The 17,735-nt window shown below is 38.1% G+C and carries 13 protein-coding genes; 2 read left to right on the top strand and 11 right to left on the bottom strand.

What is annotated here, in order from left to right; all coding sequences use genetic code 11:
- Nucleotides 1–6: 6 nt before the first annotated feature.
- From RAH34_RS08820 to RAH34_RS08800, 5 genes are read right to left on the bottom strand one after another with little or no spacing between them, the layout of a single operon-like run.
- A complete protein-coding gene (locus RAH34_RS08820; protein WP_034691797.1) occupies nt 7–696 on the bottom strand; it encodes a cytochrome c in 690 nt (229 codons plus the stop codon).
- A 1-nt stretch (nt 697) separates the two neighbouring features.
- Nucleotides 698–1,219, bottom strand: coding sequence for a DUF3341 domain-containing protein (locus RAH34_RS08815; protein WP_027371993.1), 522 nt, complete (start codon nt 1,217–1,219; stop codon nt 698–700).
- Nucleotides 1,206–2,603 (bottom strand): NrfD/PsrC family molybdoenzyme membrane anchor subunit, encoded by a 1,398-nt coding sequence (gene nrfD, locus RAH34_RS08810; protein ID WP_034691792.1) that lies wholly within the window; start codon nt 2,601–2,603, stop codon nt 1,206–1,208. The genes RAH34_RS08815 and nrfD overlap by 14 nt, the downstream gene beginning before the upstream one ends.
- 25 nt (nt 2,604–2,628) lie before the next feature.
- The gene (locus RAH34_RS08805; protein ID WP_306595875.1) at nt 2,629–5,688 is read right to left on the bottom strand and encodes a TAT-variant-translocated molybdopterin oxidoreductase; all 3,060 of its coding nucleotides are present in this window, start codon (nt 5,686–5,688) and stop codon (nt 2,629–2,631) included.
- 23 nt (nt 5,689–5,711) lie between these two features.
- Nucleotides 5,712–7,070 carry a c-type cytochrome gene (locus RAH34_RS08800; protein WP_047426932.1) on the bottom strand — a complete coding sequence of 453 codons (1,359 nt, stop codon included), beginning with the start codon at nt 7,068–7,070 and terminating at the stop codon, nt 5,712–5,714.
- A 184-nt stretch (nt 7,071–7,254) separates the two neighbouring features.
- Between RAH34_RS08800 and RAH34_RS08795 the strand changes: the two genes are divergently transcribed.
- Nucleotides 7,255–7,812, top strand: coding sequence for an SPOR domain-containing protein (locus tag RAH34_RS08795; protein WP_114819752.1), 558 nt, complete (start codon nt 7,255–7,257; stop codon nt 7,810–7,812).
- A gap of 54 nt (nt 7,813–7,866) precedes the next feature.
- On the opposite strand, the gene RAH34_RS08790 is transcribed toward RAH34_RS08795, so the two are convergent.
- The 6 genes from RAH34_RS08790 to RAH34_RS08765 all read right to left on the bottom strand — a co-directional run bounded on the left by RAH34_RS08790 (nt 7,867) and on the right by RAH34_RS08765 (nt 16,022).
- A complete protein-coding gene (locus RAH34_RS08790) occupies nt 7,867–9,144 on the bottom strand; it encodes a DUF6080 domain-containing protein (RefSeq protein WP_306595874.1) in 1,278 nt (425 codons plus the stop codon).
- A 74-nt stretch (nt 9,145–9,218) separates the two neighbouring features.
- Nucleotides 9,219–10,082, bottom strand: a complete 864-nt coding sequence (locus RAH34_RS08785; RefSeq protein WP_306595873.1) for a T9SS type A sorting domain-containing protein — start codon at nt 10,080–10,082, stop codon at nt 9,219–9,221.
- Nucleotides 10,083–10,168: 86 nt separating this feature from the next.
- On the bottom strand, nt 10,169–11,710 hold the full coding sequence (locus tag RAH34_RS08780) for a YdiU family protein (protein WP_306595872.1): 1,542 nt from the start codon (nt 11,708–11,710) through the stop codon (nt 10,169–10,171).
- Nucleotides 11,711–11,785: 75 nt separating this feature from the next.
- Nucleotides 11,786–14,164 carry a transglycosylase domain-containing protein gene (locus tag RAH34_RS08775; RefSeq protein WP_114819755.1) on the bottom strand — a complete coding sequence of 793 codons (2,379 nt, stop codon included), beginning with the start codon at nt 14,162–14,164 and terminating at the stop codon, nt 11,786–11,788.
- Nucleotides 14,165–14,170: 6 nt separating this feature from the next.
- Nucleotides 14,171–14,635, bottom strand: a complete 465-nt coding sequence (locus RAH34_RS08770) for a gliding motility lipoprotein GldH (protein ID WP_306595871.1) — start codon at nt 14,633–14,635, stop codon at nt 14,171–14,173.
- Nucleotides 14,628–16,022, bottom strand: coding sequence for a regulatory iron-sulfur-containing complex subunit RicT (locus tag RAH34_RS08765; RefSeq protein WP_306595870.1), 1,395 nt, complete (start codon nt 16,020–16,022; stop codon nt 14,628–14,630). The genes RAH34_RS08770 and RAH34_RS08765 overlap by 8 nt, the downstream gene beginning before the upstream one ends.
- Nucleotides 16,023–16,486: 464 nt before the next feature.
- On the opposite strand from RAH34_RS08765, the gene RAH34_RS08760 reads away from it, so the two are divergent.
- Complete coding sequence (locus tag RAH34_RS08760; protein WP_306595869.1) at nt 16,487–17,725, top strand: OmpP1/FadL family transporter; 1,239 nt, start codon at nt 16,487–16,489, stop codon at nt 17,723–17,725.
- The last annotated feature ends 10 nt before the right edge of the window (nt 17,726–17,735 follow it).

Genomic DNA, 17,735 nt, shown 5'->3' with positions numbered 1-17,735 from the left:
CTTTTCTTATTTTTTAGTTTCGGTAGTCGTTTCAGTTGTTGCTGGTGCCGCCGCTGTAGCTGCTGCCGGTGCTGCTGCTCCTTTTTTGAAAGCACTCATCACATACATTGCTACTCTCCATCTGTCTCCTGCGTTCAATTGTCCCGCATAAGATCCCATGGCATTTCTACCGTTTGTTAATACATAATGAACAGATCCTACAGTAATTTCTCTGTCAGCATAGTTTGGTACTCCAGAGAATGCTCCACTTTGAACGATAGGTCCTTGTCCATCACCTCCTGTACCATGACATGCAGCACAAGTATGATCAAACAATATTTTACCTCTTTCAAGATCCTTAGCTGCATTAGCTGGGTTCAAAGGAGATGCTGTAAGTTTTTTAGATGCTTCATACCCTGCGTTGTACTCGTCAACATTCTTAGGTAATAAGCTTTCTTCAAAAACTCCGTCTTTATTCTGAGGAACTGATCCTTCTACAGGAGAAAGACCTGTTGCACCATTATTTTTAACAAAAGCAGGAATTTCATTTTCATGATCTGAATAAGCGTCCTGAGCTTTCATCAATGGATCATAAGCTACCGGAAAATACATGTCCGGGAAATATACCAATGGAGTGTTCTCCTTTGGTCCGCAAGAGTTAAGTAAAACTGTTGTTAAACCTAAAACCGCTGTAATTTTTAATACATTCTTTTTCATTTTAAGCGTCTTTAACAGTTATTTCTTCAACTCCAGTTTCAATAAGCAACTGTTTTACAGATTCTACATCTTCAGTTACAAATTCCATCATGAATTTATCGTCGGTAGTTCTTGGATCCGGGTTCTGAGCTGGAGCTCCTGGATACATTTTGTTTCTAACTAGGAAAGTTAAAGACATCATGTGAGCAGCACAGAATACCATTAATTCGAACATTGGAACTACGAATGCCGGCATGTTGTGCCCCCAGTCAAAAGCTGGTTTACCACCGATATTCTGAGGCCAGTCGTGATTCATCACGTACCAGGTAAGAGTAGCACCGATAGTTACACCATAACAAGCATAGATGAAAGCAGCATCAGAAATTCTGGTTTTCTTTAAACCTAAAGCTTTGTCTAGTCCGTGAACCGGAAACGGAGTATAAACTTCGTTGATTGCGATTCCTTTATCGTTGAATGCTTTAACGCCGTTCATTAAATCGTCGTCGTCAGCATAAAGTCCGTATACAATTTTAGTGGTGCTCATCTCCTTCTTTTGCTTTATAAGTTTCACCTGAGATTTTCAAAATCGATTTTAATTCAGCCTGTGCAATTACAGGGAATGTTCTTGCATATAATAAGAATAATACAGAGAAGAATCCGATTGTTCCTAAGTATACACCCACATCAATGATCGTTGGCTTAAACATTGTCCATGATCCTGGTAAGTAGTCTCTTGAAAGGTTGATAACGATGATATCAAAACGCTCGAACCACATACCGATGTTGATGATTAATGCAACGATGAATGTCCAGATAATGTTCGTTCTTAGTCTCTTGAACCAGAAAGAAGCAGGAATAACAAGGTTACAGATGATCAATGACCAGAATGCCCACCAGTAAGGTCCTACAGCAGCACCAGGAGAAAGATATGTGAAATCTTCGAATCTAGATCCTGAGTACCATCCGATGAAATATTCAGTTGCATAAGCTACAGTTACCATACCACCGGTTAAGATGATTACGATGTTCATAATTTCGATATGATACATTGTAATATACTCTTCTAAGTGACACACTTTTCTTGCAACCAACAATAGGGTCTGTACCATTGCAAATCCTGAGAAGATTGCACCGGCAACGAAGTAAGGAGGATAGATTGTTGAGTGCCATCCTTTAATTACTGAAGTTGCGAAGTCAAATGATACGGTTGTGTGTACTGAGAATACAAGTGGAGTTGCCAAACCTGCAAGAACCAAAGAAAGTTCTTCGAATCTTTGCCAGTGTTTTGCTTTACCACCCCAACCGAATGCAAGGAATGTATAAATTTTCTTAGTCCAAGGAGTTTTAGCTCTATCTCTGATCATTGCAAAGTCAGGGATTAGTCCCATGAACCAGAATACAGTTGATACTGAGAAATACGTAGAGATCGCAAATACGTCCCAAAGTAGAGGAGAGTTAAAGTTCCCCCAAAGAGAACCGAATTGGTTTGGTAAAGGGAATACCCAGTATCCAACCCAAACTCTACCCATGTGGATTACAGGGAAGATTGCTGCCTGTACAACCGCAAAGATCGTCATCGCCTCTGCAGATCTGTTTACAGACATTCTCCATCTCTGTCTAAATAATAATAATACTGCGGAGATTAGGGTCCCGGCGTGACCGATACCTACCCACCATACGAAGTTGGTAATATCCCAACCCCAGTTAATAGTTCTGTTAAGCCCCCATGCTCCAATACCTGTCCCGATAGTGTAAGCGATACAGCCGAATCCATAGAGGAATAGAACTAGTGCAGCATATAATGAGATCCACCATAATTTACCTGCTCTTTCTTCGATAGGTCGTGCGATATCTTCTGTAATATCGTGATAAGTTTTGTGACCAATAATTAGAGGTTCCCTTATCGGAGCTTCGTAATGTCCTGACATTTTTTACCTATTTATTATTTAAACTTTATTTTTCTACTCTGTTTCTTACTTTAGTGTGATAGAACACGTTTGGTTTTGTTCCGATCTCCTCTAGTAAATAATATCTTCTGTTAGATGCATATTGCTCTCTAATTGAAGAATCTTTATCATTCATGTCTCCAAATGTCATTGCTCCGGTAGAACAAGCTTTAGAACAAGCAGTCTGGAATTCTCCATCCTTCACTCTTCTTCCTTCTTTCTTAGCCTCAAGAATAGTATTCTGAGTCATTTGGATACACATTGAACATTTCTCCATTACCCCTCTAGTTCTTACAACTACATCCGGGTTAAGTACCATTCTTCCTAAATCGTTGTTCATGTTGAAATCGAACTTGTCATTTAGGTTATACGTAAACCAGTTGAAACGTCTTACTTTGTACGGACAGTTGTTTGCACAATATCTGGTACCGATACATCTGTTGTAAGCCATATGGTTCTGACCTTGCTTACCGTGTGAAGTAGCCGCTACCGGACATACAGTTTCACATGGAGCGTGGTTACAGTGCTGACACATTACTGGTTGGAAGATTACATCCGGGTTGTCTGCAGGGTGGTTTAATGCACCTCCGTCTCCGAAAGCAGTACCGTACAATTCTGGTACAGCCATTCCTTCTTTCAATCCTTCGTAAACTTCTACTTTCTGTCTTGAAGAGTAGTAACGGTCAATTCTTAACCAGTACATATCTCTGGACATTCTTACTTCTTCTTTACCTACTACAGGAACGTTGTTTTCTGCCTGACAAGCAATAATACATGCTCCACAACCCGTACAAGAGTTCAAGTCGATAGATAAGTTAAAGTGAGGACCATCTGTATCATCAAAAGCATCCCAAAGGTCGATTTTTCTCGCTGGAAGTGCTCCGCTGATTGTGTGGTATTCCAAAGGCTTGTTCCATCCTTTGTGCTCATCATCAAAAGCAACGTTAATGAATTCAGCTAAAGGAACTTCCTTCGCGATTTCATAACGACCCATTAATGTATTTTGAAGCTGGATACCTGCGAACTCGTGATCTTCTCCTGTTTTTTCAATTTTAACACCTGAAAGAACAAGGTTAGAACCGTCAAATAAAGGATAAGCATTTACACCAGTATCAGCAGTTGCTCCTGAGTTTTTCTTACCATAACCAAGTGCAAGACCTACAGATCCCTCAGCTTGTCCTGGTTGTACGAATACAGGAACGTTTTCTATTTTAACTCCGTTTACAGTAAGGTTTACAATAGAACCATCTAGCTGCATTCTCGCGTTAAGATCGTTGTCAATTGCAAATTTCTCTGCATCTTTAGGAGAAATTGTAAGGTAGTTATCCCAAGACATTCTTGTGATTGGGTCAGGTAACTCTTGTAACCAAGGGTTGTTTGCCTGAGTACCGTCTCCCATTGAAGTCTTAGTGTATAATACTAATTCTAATTCAGAAGCTTTAAAGTTTCCTAGTTCAGCAACAGCCTGAGCAGCGTTTCCACCTGCATAAGCTAAAGTAGTTGCATTTGTAGAAGCGTTGATACCATTATACAATGCTTTGTTGAAAGAAGTACCACCTAAAAGAGAAGCAGAGCTTGCTTTTAAATAATCGTAGTAGTTGTTTGCTGCATTGTTTTTACCATTCTTCCAAACCAATAGAGATTCTTCAATCTGTCTTGATTTGTAGATTTTCTGAATTGTAGGCTGCATTAATGAATATACACCAGTCTGTGGTTCGATATCTCCCCAAGACTCTAACCAGTTCGCTACCGGAATTACAGCTTTCGCTGCCTTGTACATTTCATTTTTCTTATCTGCTACAGCTACTACGTAAGGAACTTTTGATAAAGATTTTTTGAAATCTTCTCCTTTTGGATGAGAGTAGATAGGGTCTACGTTGTTTGTAATCAATACACCAACTTGTCCACCGTTTACCCATCCTAAGAATTCCTGGTATTTAGCACCGTCGAATTCTTTAAGGAAGTTGGCCTTACCTGTGAAAGCTACTGAACCTAATTTCTGGTTGATTAAGTGTGCTAAAACCTGTGCTCCTTTAGAACCGTCAGCGAAAACAACAGCTTTGCTTCCTTTTGCTTTCAATTCGTTAGCAATTTCAGTAGCTGTCTTATCAGTAGTACCGCCACCTACGATTGCATTGTAAAGTTCCACTAAAGTTTTGTTTACAGCACTTGGTTTTAATCTGTATCTTGAGTCAGCGTTAGCACCAGTTAATGACATGTTAGACTCCACCTGAATGTGTCTCAACATGTTTGCTCCTGGTTTTCTAGCTGCTGCATAAGAAGTCTCTAAGCTTGAAGCGTTATAATCTCCTAAGAAATCAGCCTGGAAAGAAACTACCAATTCAGAACCGTTAAGGTCATAAACAGGTAAGGCTCTTTGTCCGAATACTTCCTGTGCTGCATCTAATCCTGCAGAGTAAGGGAAAGCATCATAAGTTACTAATTCAGCTGTAGGATATTTAGCTTTGAATTCAGCGAATAACTTTTTGAAAGTTGGTGAAGCAAAAGAGTGTGATAAAACCACAATCTTTTTGCCTGACGCTTTAGCTTCTTCCAACCCTTTGATAACGAAACTGTCTACTTTATCGAAAGTTTCATCTTTACCGTCTAGTTTAGGCTGCTTTACTTTATCGTTATCATAAAGAGAAAGTACACTTGCCTGAGCTCTTGCGTTAGTTTTACCTAAATCGCCACCAGCCGGGTTTGGTTCAATTTTGATAGGTCTACCTTCACGGGTTTTTACTAAAACACTAGCAAAGTCGAAACCGTCAAAATAGGTTGAAGCGTAATAATTAGGGATTCCCGGAATAATGTCATGCGGTTTTACCACATAAGGAATCGTTTTGATTACCGGAGCTTCGCAGGCAGCTAATGTAACTGCTGCTGTAGAGAACCCTAGTAATTTAAGGAAATCTCTTCTTGAAGTACTAGATCCGTTTTTCTCAGCATCTCCAAGGAAATCTTCTACCGGAATTTCTTCCTGAAACTCTTTCTGAGCCAGCTTATTATTCAAAGCCGGATCTTTAAGTTCATGAATACTTCTGAATTGTATTTTGTTTGAAGCCATTTATACTTCTAATTTTTTAGTTATTAATAATGACATTTACCACACTCAAGACCTCCAATTGCATCTACAGTGATCTTACCTCCATCTTGTGGATATTGTTTTTTCAACTTGTCATGTAGATTTTTGAAGTACTCTTTATTATAACCGTTGTTCATATCAACTTCAGTCGTTCTGTGGCACTCGATACACCATCCCATAGTAAAGTCGTTTGCCATTTGAACAACATTCATTGTATCAATTTTACCGTGACAAGCTTTACATACAACATCAATTTTGTTATTAGGATTCTTTTTGTTGAAAGAATTGATGATCGCCTGTTCTCCAGCAATTACGTGCTGAGAGTGGTTGAAGTAAACGAAGTCTGGCATGTTGTGGATTCTTGTCCATTCAACCGGCTGTGTTTTTCCTGTGTACTGTTGTTTTGCAGGATCCCAACCTGTTGCTGCATAGATCTTCTGGATTTCTCCGTCATAGAATGCCTTGTCTTTTCCTGGCTCCATGTAGTGATCTGCGTTGTATTCAGAAATTGTTCTGTGACAGTTCATACAAACGTTCATAGAAGGAATCTCAGATACTTTTCCGTATTTAGCACTAGAGTGACATAACTGACAGTCAATTTTCTGTTCTCCAGCGTGAATTTTGTGAGAGAAGTAGATAGGCTGTTCAGGTTTGTACCCTTTGTAAACCCCGATCCACATTAGCCAGTTCCATACTCCGTAAGCAGCCAAAATAGCAAGGATTGCCAATAGACCTTTACCAATGAAGTGGAACTTCTCGTACATTTCACTGAAAGAACGAACTCGTGTTTCATTAAGTCCGGCTAAATCTTCAGACTGACCCAGTTTTACCAATTGTCTTAGTTTAACCAAGATCCAAACCAGTAAACCTGCGATCGCTAAAAGTGAAATGATGACAACGTTTGTTGTAGTTTTGTCTGCAGGAGCTGCCGCAGTAGCGTCAGTTGCAGGAGTTGCTTCCGGTTTTTTCTCCTCCGGAGCAGGAGGGTTAGTTGTGAAAGCTAAAATGTCGTCAATATCCTTATCTGTAAGATTTGGAAAGACCTGCATTTCAGTCTTGTTAAACTTTTCAAAAATCTCATTGGCGTATTTATCCCCAGAAGCTCTTAGAGCTTTGTTGTCTTTGATCCACTTGTGAAGCCAATCTTTGTCTACACCACCTTCTGTCTTTACACGTTCTACAACCCCTTTTAATGGTGGTCCTACAACTTGTTTGTCCAGCGCGTGACATGCAGTACAATTCGCTTTGAAAAGTTTCTCTCCGTTTTTAGGATCGCCGTCTTGCCCGTAAAATGAAGCACTGGTTGATAGCAATAAGCCTATTGCGATCAACGTTTTTTTATAATGCTTTCTCCAACTAATCATTTAAATTATCTTATGTTAGTAAATTATTGAACATTCAATCAATTCCGCAAAAATAATATTTTTAACAGGAATTTAACGGTATATCGAAAAGGGAAAATATCATTTACGTTTAATTTGTATTGATTCTAAATAACCAGTTTGGTATAGTTTTTTAATTTGTATAAATTTGCGGAAACAAGTTTAAATGAGAAATCTAATCAAAATATTTTCGATATTATCATTATTTGGATTTTATAATATTGAAGCACAACAAGTTGTTAAAAAGGATACCCTGTCAGGAACAGAGCTTGTTATGACAATGGATTCCAAAATAAATGCTGCTTTGGAAGGAATTGAAGGGAAGTGTGCGAAAGTTGCCCCAACAAATTCTTCTAAAGATTTTAGTAATAATGACAGTGGAATTTCTACAGGAATAACAACAAAACCACCCAAGATCTTTGTGCCGAGCAGAGAACTTACCAATGCAGAAATCTGTAAGAAAAATCCTAGAATTTTAGGGTTCAAAATTCAGATTACAACGGTGAAAAGTAATGAGGAGGCTAATGAGGTGAAATCTTATTTCAGAAAGAGATTTCCAAATCTGAAAGTGGAGACGGATGCTTCTTTAAGACCTAATTATAAAATTTTAGCCGGAAGTTACTTTACAAAACAAAGTGCTGCCAGTGATCTTTCCAGAATCAGAGAATATTTTAAATCTGCAGTAGCAGTACAGTATAGAATTTTCTGTGCTGAAGCAAAATAAGAAGAATTTATTTCGACATAAAAAACAAAAAGCTGAGAAATCTCTCAGCTTTTTTTATTGATAATATTTTTCCATAAACCAAAAGAATTCTGTCATTCTAAAGATATTATTGATCAGCAGATAAGTAAATAATATGGCCACAATGAATGTTAAAAATGACATCATTTTCGGTGATGATCTGTACGCAAAAAAGAGCCATCCTACAAGCAAAGGGTAGGCAAAAACAAAATGTCCTCCATAGATGTAGGAAGTATGAAGACCAAACCTCATCACGCAATGGATCATGACGTCAACTATAAAAGAAATTACGATTACCTGAACCCATTTATTTTTAAAGTTTTTTAAATAACTCCAACTTATCAGGATTAATAATATTGCTACGAAAAAGTAAGGAATGGCAGAGGAATAAAGGTCCATATAAAGTCCTTTGAAATTGAACCCTTTCATATTATGCTTGTCTGACATGATGAATCCGGGAAAAAGAATATTGCCTCCAAAGAAAAATGAAAGAATCATATCCCATGTCGGCATCGATTCTACATTGGAAAACTTTTCATATTGCTGGTTGGTTTTTGAAAAGATATTCTGATATTTAAAATCAATTCTGTTCAGATAAAGAAGTACAAAACAGATAACAGCTATTGCTACTCTTAGAACTGCATTTCCGAATTTCTTCCAGTTGGTAAAAATGCCTTTTTCAAAAATAAGAGGAATGAAAACTTTTACAAAGTTGGTAATAGTAAGCCCTCCGATAGTAATCCCTGCCAATGATAAGGCGGTTGCTGGTATTTTCTCTTCTTTCCTCAGTTTGATTGCCGCATAGTAGTTGTATAGCGATAGTAATAATAAGGTATAGGTAAAGTTCTCCGGCGTAAAAGACAAGATGATATTAGTGGAAAAAGCCCCAAAGAATAGGATGATTAAAAGGCTTAACCATACAGGTAGCTGAATGATATTCTTTACATATTTAAATACCTGAATAATGTTTAATGTAATGATAATATTACTGAGCCATGCCAGGGTAAGCCTGAAATTGGCGTCCATTTTTCCTCCTGAAATAAATAATGAAAATTCTCTTACCCAGTTAAAAAAATAGTAGGATAGAGGGTGTCTTTCAAAGCTGCCTCCGGTCATAAGGATTGATTTGTTATCGAAACTGAAGTAAGCATCCCATGGAATCCTGCTGTCAAAAATAATCCTGTAATGAAGGGCAATATAAGATCCCAGAATTCCATAGCAGGCAATGAAAAACAGGAATACTGCCAGCTCAGTATATGTAGATGGGAAAACCAGTTTAAGAAAATTGATAAATTTTGTTTTGATAAAAGACACGGGTCAAATTTTTTGCAAAAGTAAAATAAAAAAACCACCAAAATTGGTGGTTGTACAAGTTTGTATAAACGTTGTTATTGTTTGATGACTTTTTCTGTTTTGGAAGTTCCGTCTGAAAAGTCTACTTTTAATAAATAGGTTCCTTTTGGAAGGGAAGAGATATCTGTAGTTTCAGAATTGTTTGTACTTATAGTTTTACCTGAGATATCAATTACAGATGTTGTTTTGATTTTTTTATCTGTTTTAATGCTGACTGTGCCTTTTGTAGGATTCGGATAAACTGAAAGGTTATCCGCTTTTGTTTTTGAAATTTCAGCTGTACCAAGAGTTCCGTTAGCGATAACCTGTACATCATCAATAGAAACAGCATCTGCATCATTGGCAACATACTGGAACCGTATTTTTACGTTAGCCTGCCCTACATATGCAGCAAGACTTTTCTGTACAGTAACCGTATTATAAAAATCCGTATCAATATTACCATCACCGTCATCGGTAAAACCAGGTTCGCTGTCTTCATTCCAGAGAGTGGTCCAGCTGGTTCCTCCATCTGTGGAAATTTGTGCCAGCAGGTTTCCCTGATTAAGACTTATCATATATCCCCAGCCAACTTTTACTTTGAAGCTAAAGGTAGGGCTTGTAGCTCCAACCAGAGTGAAGGTTGGGCTTACAAGATTTGCGGTATTGGCTCCGGATATCCAGTCAATCGTAGCTGAATTGTTTCCGGCGATAGTAAATCTTGTTTTTAATTCAATTGAAGAAGCGGAACTGCCGGAAAAAACATTGCCTGTTAAGTCCCATGCTCTGGATACATTGGTGTTTGATTTTGTCCATCCTGCAGGAGGAAATGTTGCTCCTTCAAAATTTTCCGAAAGTAAAGTCTGCGCATTCCCCAATATAGAAGAGGCTAAGAACATGAATAGTAATTTTGTTTTCATTTGATTTACGTTTAAAGTTGTAAGTAAATGTAATGAAAAAATGAAAATAATTACTTGTTTTTTAATTATTTATAAATATTTGTTAATTATGAGCTGCATGAAAGTGTGGAGCATCCGGCTGTATCATCGTATCCGGCCGGTCTTTTTACACAGAACTCAGGATATATTTCCTGATATGGATTTTCTAGAGCTTTAGTGAGTTTTTCCAGCATCTCTTTTTTGCCATTGCTGATCTCTTCAATACATTCATAGAGAAGATAATTTCGGAGGATAAATGCTGGATTTGTTTTTTCCATCATGGCGAAAGAGTCTTCTCCCGAAATAGAGTTTAAAGCTTTTCTCGCTTCGTAACTTTTGATGAAACTATTTAGCTTTTCCAGCTTTTCTTCATTCAGAATAATATAAGAGACATCTTTAAAATGTTCTGATATATTTGTGCTTTGGGTTATTTTTTTCAGTTGATTGAAAAACAAGGTGTAATCCAGCTGAAGTTCCTGCATAAGACCCTGCCAGTTGGTGAAAAACTCTTCATCTTCTTTTCTCAGCTGATCAAAACCGAACTTTTTACAGAGCATCTGGTCGTGAGCTTCCCAAAAATAAGTTCCGAAATTATTTAAAGTATCTTCTAAAAATTTTTCATCTTTGATTAATGGATGAAGAGCATTGGCCAGCTGCCAAAGATTCCATTGAGCGATCTGTCCCTGTTTCCCGAAAGCATATCTTCTTCCCGGAAGGTCTGTTGTGTTGGGTGTAAAATTCAAATCATATTCGTCCATCATGGAATAGGGGCCGTAATCAATCGTTAATCCGAGAACAGACATGTTGTCTGTATTCATTACTCCGTGTACAAAGCCTACTCTGAACCATTCAACCATCAAGTCGGCAGTCCGGGTACAGATCCTTTCAAAGAAGTCTCTGTATTTTTTGTCGTCAGTTGATGTAATTTCCGGATAATAGTTTTCAATGGTAAAGTCGGCAAGATCCTGAAGATTGTCATATTCTCTTTGAGCAGACATGAGTTCAAAATGTCCGAAACGCAGAAAACTTTCAGCAGTTCTGATGACCACTGCGCCTTTTTCAAGTTGTGGATTCCCGTTGTACATGATGTCTCGCATTACGTCTTCACCTGTCAAGGCCAGGCTAAGCGCTCTAGTCGTGGGGATCCCTAAATGATACATGGCTTCACTCATAAGATATTCGCGTACAGAAGACCTTAATACGGCTCTTCCATCAGCATGTCTGGAGTAGGGAGTTGCTCCGGCTCCTTTCCATTGAATCTCGGTCTTTTTTCCTGCCTCATTGGTAATTTCACCGGCAAGGATGGCTCTTCCGTCTCCAAGTTGTCCTGCCCAGTTCCCGAACTGATGTCCTGCATAAGCCGTGGCATAGGTTCGAACGTTTTCCGGAAGTTTATTTCCCACCAGAAAGTCCAGGTCTTTATCTTCATATTTTCCCAAGCCTGTTTCTTCTGATAATGCTTCGTTAAAAGCTATCAGTTCAGGTTTATCAAAGCCTGCAGGTTTAATGGTGGCAAATAAAACCTTTGGAGTGTTTCTCTGCATAGGGTTTTTTGAAAAATCACCGGGAAAATTTTCAATAAATGGCTGTCTGATGCGTTCGATATTCATCCTTCAAAGGTATTAATTATAAAAGAAAAGACCTTCCAAATTATTGAAAGGTCTTGTGTATTTCTAAAAGAGAATTTATTTATTGAAATCTACTTCATCATTAGAATGAAGATTTTCATTGATGTTGTCCTCTTTCTTTTCTGTTGGTTTTTTTGGAGTAGGATCTACAGGTCTTGGATTTTTGATTTCGTCAATGGTCTGAAGGCTTCCGTCATCTCCATATCCGCCGCTTAATCCTTTAAGGTTTGAACATCCGTCTTTCCAGTCTGAAGGTTTTACAAACTTGTCATCAGGAGTTACTCCCAAACTCTTGTCTGCCCATACTTTCTTCATGAAAATTGCCCAGATCGGTAGTGCCATTCTCGCACCCTGACCTTCACCTGTTCCAAAGAAGTGGGTGGCTCTGTCTTCCCATCCAACCCAGGCTCCGGTTGCCAGTTTTGGTGTAATTCCCATAAACCATCCATCAGAGTTGTTCTGAGTTGTTCCTGTTTTAGCAGCAATCTCTACAGCTTTTGAGATTCCTCTTCTTCCCAACTCTCCTGAAGCAGTTCCGTATTGTGCAACACCTTTCATCAATTCAATCATGGTGTAAGCATACATTGGGTTCATGACTTCTTTTGGCTCTACGTTTACTTCCTTGATGACTCTACCATTGGCATCTTCAATTCTCCAGATCATCTCTGGTTTGTTGTAGTTTCCATAGTTGGCAAAAGTACTGTATGCACCTAACATTTCGTAAATCGTAATGTCTGATGAACCTAATGCGATGGTATTGTTTCTAGGAATATCTTCTGTTACCCCCAGATCTCTTGCTGTCTGGATTACAGCGTCTACTCCTGTCATTTCGATAAGTCTTGCAGCAACAGGGTTTTGAGAGTGTGCCAATGCATCTTTTAAAGTAAGCATTCCACCTCTTCCCGGTACATGCCATCCGTTATGATCATAAGTTCCGTTAGAAACGGCGGAACAAGGTGTCATTCCCAGTTTCATAATAGCAGTAGCATATACGAATGGTTTGAATGTAGATCCTACCTGTCTCTTACCTTGCTTGATGTGGTCATATTGGAAATGCTGCCAGTCGATACCACCTACCCAGGCTTTGATTTCTCCGGTTCCCGGAACCATAGACATCAAACCTGCCTGTGCAATTTGTTTGTGGTATCTGATAGAATCCCATGGAGACATTTCCACCTCTTCTTCTCCGGCCCATGTGAATCGTGAAGTTTTGATAGGTTTTTTGAACTCCATCATAATAGAATCCTCAGGCATTCCGTCAGCTTTCAGCAATTTGTAACGGCCGGTTCTTTTCATCGCCTGAACCATTACATCCTTGATTTGTTTATCATTAAGATAGTAGAAAGGTCTGTTCTTTCTTCCTCTCTGTTCAGCATCAAATCTCTTCTGAAGATCTGTTAAGTGTTCTTTGATTGACTCTTCAGCATATTTCTGCATTTTAGAATCAAGAGTAACATATATTTTTAAACCGTCCTTGTATAGGTTTAGTTTTTTACCGGTTTCTTTTTCATGAGCTTCAAGATATTTATCAATCTCTTTTCTCAGATAAAACTTGTAATAAGCAGAATATCCATCCGTGATGCTTTTGATGGGGTGGAAGTCTACTTCAATCGGAGTACTGGCTGCTTTCTCATAGGTAGCAGCATCAATATATCCGGTTTTCTGCATTTGATCCAATACGACATTCCTTCTTTCTTTAGCCTTTTCAGGGTATCTGTAAGGATTGTTTTTTCTTGGATTTTCAAGCATTGCTACAAAGGTTGCAGCTTCTGGTAATGTAAGTTCAGACGTTTTTTTGTTAAAGTAAACTCTGGAAGCCATTTCAATACCATTAGCGTTGAAAAGGAAGTCGAACTTGTTGAAATAAAGAGTGATAATTTCTTCTTTGGTGTATCTTTTCTCAAGACTTACTGCCACTACCCATTCTTTCAGTTTCTGGAATGCTCTCTGAACTTTATTCTGAGAAGCATTTCCTGTGAAAAGAAGCTTGGCCAGCTGCTGGGTAATGGTAGAACCTCCACCACGTCCACCACCATAGGCTACGGCTCTGGCAACGGAATATAAATCGATTCCTGAGTGTTCTTTGAAACGCTCATCTTCTTTAGCCTGTAGAGCATAAATAAGATAAGGAGGAAGGTCTTTATAAACAATTGGCTGAGTCTTTTCTTTTTCGAATTTACCCAAAGTTACTCCGTCTGAAGATATGATCTCAGAAGCAACAAAGATATCCGGGTTTTCAAGTTCTTTTACATCAGGCATTTCCCCAAGGAATCCTTGAGAAACCGAAAAGAAAAGTCCTGAAATTCCCAGAACTACCGCAATGAGTCCGATCCAAATAAACGAAACCCATTTTCTCCAGGAGGTATCTTTCTTTTTCTTGGGAGGCAGAGGAAATGTTTTCCCCTTATTTCCTGCATTTTTTTTGTTTTCTTCCATTTATGGTTACGGTTTAGCCGTTTCTATTTTTACCCCAATATCCTCAATTCCCGGAAGGTTGTCATTTCTCATCGCCTGGATGAGACCGATTTCATATTTTCCTTTTCCCGGAAACTGGTAATTTACTTTATACTGAAACAAAGTTTCCTTCGTGTCACCAAACCCTGTACCAAGCCACTCTCCGTTGGGTTTTGCCAGTACATAATTCAAGGTGTCTGTTTCCTTTTTTTTGTTCTGGAGATTGGTGAAATTCACTATAAACCTTATATTGCTGTAAGGATAATTGTTGTTATTTCTTACAACAAATATAATATTTTTAGGATTCTGCGGATCTGAAACTTCAAGATTAAATTTTTGTTCACTTTTCTTATTCCATTTGTTATCAACGGAATTCATGAAGACATCTCCTCCTGAGGAAGAGTTGCAGCTAAAGAAAAGGATAAGTGAAAGTAATCCTAAAATTTTATGCATTGTTATCTTTTTTTGGAGGATATTTCTTTTTGAATTTCTTCTTGTTTGGATTGCTCTGTGGTTTTTTATCAGTCTCAGAATTATTCACTGCTTTTTCCACAGGCGCTTTTTGCTGTGGGTGCTGCTTTTGAGGTCTTGGCTGATTGGCGGATTGAGCATTTGGGTTTTCGTTTTTTTCAGATCTTTCCGGTTTATCTTGTCTTTCCGGTCTGTTTCTTTTTTGTCCCTGCCCGTGCCCTTGTCCTTGTTGTTGGTTGTTCTGCTTGTTTTGGTTATTTCTGTTTCTGTTTCCTCTGTTTTTCTTCTCAAAACGATCCACATTGTTTTCCTGGATCAGGTCTATTGTGTGAGAAGAAGTTTCCGGCTGTTTCAAATCTTCAAGAGGAAGTGTTTTTTCTCCTCTTTTGTTTTTTGAAATCAACTTTTTAACAAGGTCAATATCGAAATCATACCATGCAATTGAACTGTCTACATAAGCAAACCACATTTTCTTTTTGAAAACGTCAATTTTTATGCAGAATGCTTTTCCTTTTTCTGTTTCCAAAGTGGTTGAAGAAGAAGGGAAGTTGCTTAATGCATCCAGGTAACTGTCAAGCTCATAGTTAAGGCAGCATTTAAGCTTACCGCATTGCCCTGCCAGTTTCTGAGGATTGATACTCAGCTGTTGATATCTTGCAACATTGGTGTTGACAGATCTGAAATCTGTAAGCCATGTAGAACAGCAAAGTTCACGTCCGCAAGACCCGATTCCTCCTACTTTGGCTGCTTCCTGTCTGAAACCGATTTGTTTCATGTCGATTTTAGTACGGAATGCTCCGGCATAATCTTTAATCAACTGTCTGAAATCTACTCTGTTATCAGCCGTGTAATAAAAGGTTATTTTTGAAGAATCACCCTGGTATTCCACATCGGTAACTTTCATCTCAAGGCCTAATCTTTGTGCAATTTTTCTTGCTTCAAGCTTTACGCCGTCTTCTTTTTTTCTTGCTTCCTGCCATACCTCAAGATCTTTTTGGTTGGCCTGTCTGTATATTTTGAGTGCCGATTCTTCAGAAAACTTTTTCTTTTTCATCTGAATCTTTACTAATTCTCCCGTAAGGCTTACTACGCCTACATCGTGTCCCGGACTTGATTCTACTGTAATTACGCTACCTATATGTAAAGGAATATTATTTACATTCTTATAAAACGATTTTCTGTCATTTTTAAATCTAACTTCGACAAAATCACACCTGTTTGGTGCCGGATTGTTGATGTTAGAAAGCCAGTCAAAAACACTTAATTTATAACTATTCCCGCAGGTATTTACATTTTCACAGCCATTTGCGGTTTTTTTAGGGCCGCAAGAATGTGCAGAATCGCCGGATGTTTTACATCCACAACTCATATTTTCTATTATTTATAATCTGCAAATTTATGTATTTTTATCTTTATGCAATTCTAAAATACTCAAATAACCTGAATTCGGGATAAAACATTTTCAGGTTTTGAGTAAGAATGAACCTTAAAAACTGGATAAGACCTGTTGTAATGCCATAAAAGACGGTATTTTTTTAAATGGAGTGTTTGTATTCCATCCTGTTTACTTTAACATTTATTATTATTTTACTCTCCAGAGACTGCTTTTTAATGGCTTATTGTTTGGTGTTAAACATTTGTTTAAAATTAAACATGGTTTAATATCCTTTCTGATTATGTTTTTAAATCATTAATAATGATTGTTTTGTATTTTATTTACCTTCAGGTATTATTTTAAACATAGTTTTCTTTTGGTATATTGTTTAAAATATTGGGAAATATTAACAGACGTATTCAAAATAATTTTATATTTGGCTTATATAATAATAGTCTATGAAAAAAATATTAGTATCAACTGCTTTATTGGCGGGAGTTCTATCTTACGCAGGAGGCTTCAGAGTTTCCCTGCAGGGGGTAAAACAATTGGCAATGGCGCATACTAGTGCTCATGCCGAAGACGCGAGTGTGACATTTTTTAACCCGGCGGGTATGTCATTTATCCCTTCCAAACTGAGTGTAGTGGCAGGAGGATTTGCAGCAAGTAACAAGGTTACTTTTCAAAACTTCAATACTTTACAAAGTACAGAGACAGATAACCCTGTAGGAACTCCTTTCTATGCCGCGATTACTTATAGACCGATAGAAAAGCTTACCGTGGGTCTAAGTGTAACAACGCCTTTTGGAAGTACAATTAAGTGGCCGAATGACTGGGAAGGTAAAGAAATGGTTCAGAAATTAGAACTGAAAAGTTTCTATTTCCAGCCAATGGTTTCTGTAAAACTAGCTCCATGGGTATCTTTTGGTGCCAGCTATATCTATGCAAAAGGTGTGGTAGACTGGGATAAAGCAGTAACACAATTTGGAGGGCAGGTAAATATCAATGATAAAAAAGCTAGCGGACACGGATATGGTTTCGGTTTTTACTTCAGACCTGATCCGAAATTAGATGTAAGTATTGCTTACCGTTCAGCAATAGATATGAAAGCTAAAAATGGTACTGCTACTTTCCAATTCCCTTCTCAATCTATCTATAATCAGTTGAAACTAAATGCTGCCGGACAGGATGGGTTCTCTGCAACACTTCCGTTGGTGGAAGAATACACCATTGGTTTAACTTATAAAGTGACACCGAAATGGCAGGTTTCTGCAGACTTTAACTATCATGGATGGGAAAGATACAGCAAACTTACTTTAGATTTCGAGAATGCTCCTATTGGAAACAACCCATCGGATCCAACTGTTCTTACAAGTCCTAAAAACTTTAAGAATTCTAAAACCTTCAGATTGGGAACTCAATATGCATTTACCAATATGATCTATGGCCGTTTGGGAGCTTATTATGACGAAGCGCCATATACTACAAATAACTTTATTCCGGAAACACCTTCATATGACACTTATGTGGTAACAGGAGGGATAGGTATCAAGCTGAAACAATTCGGAGTGGATATTGCCGGAGGATATGCAATGCCTCAATACAGAAATGTAGATAATGTTAACTTAGGTTTCTACGGACAGTCGAAAGCAACAGCATTCTACTTAGGTCTAGGTTTATCTTATAATCCATTTTAATTTTAGAAGA

This window comes from Chryseobacterium sp. WLY505 (assembly GCF_030846215.1).
Lineage (GTDB): Bacteria > Bacteroidota > Bacteroidia > Flavobacteriales > Weeksellaceae > Chryseobacterium.
Note: the sequence above shows the minus strand (reverse complement) of the source record. Positions and strands in the feature narration are given on the sequence as shown.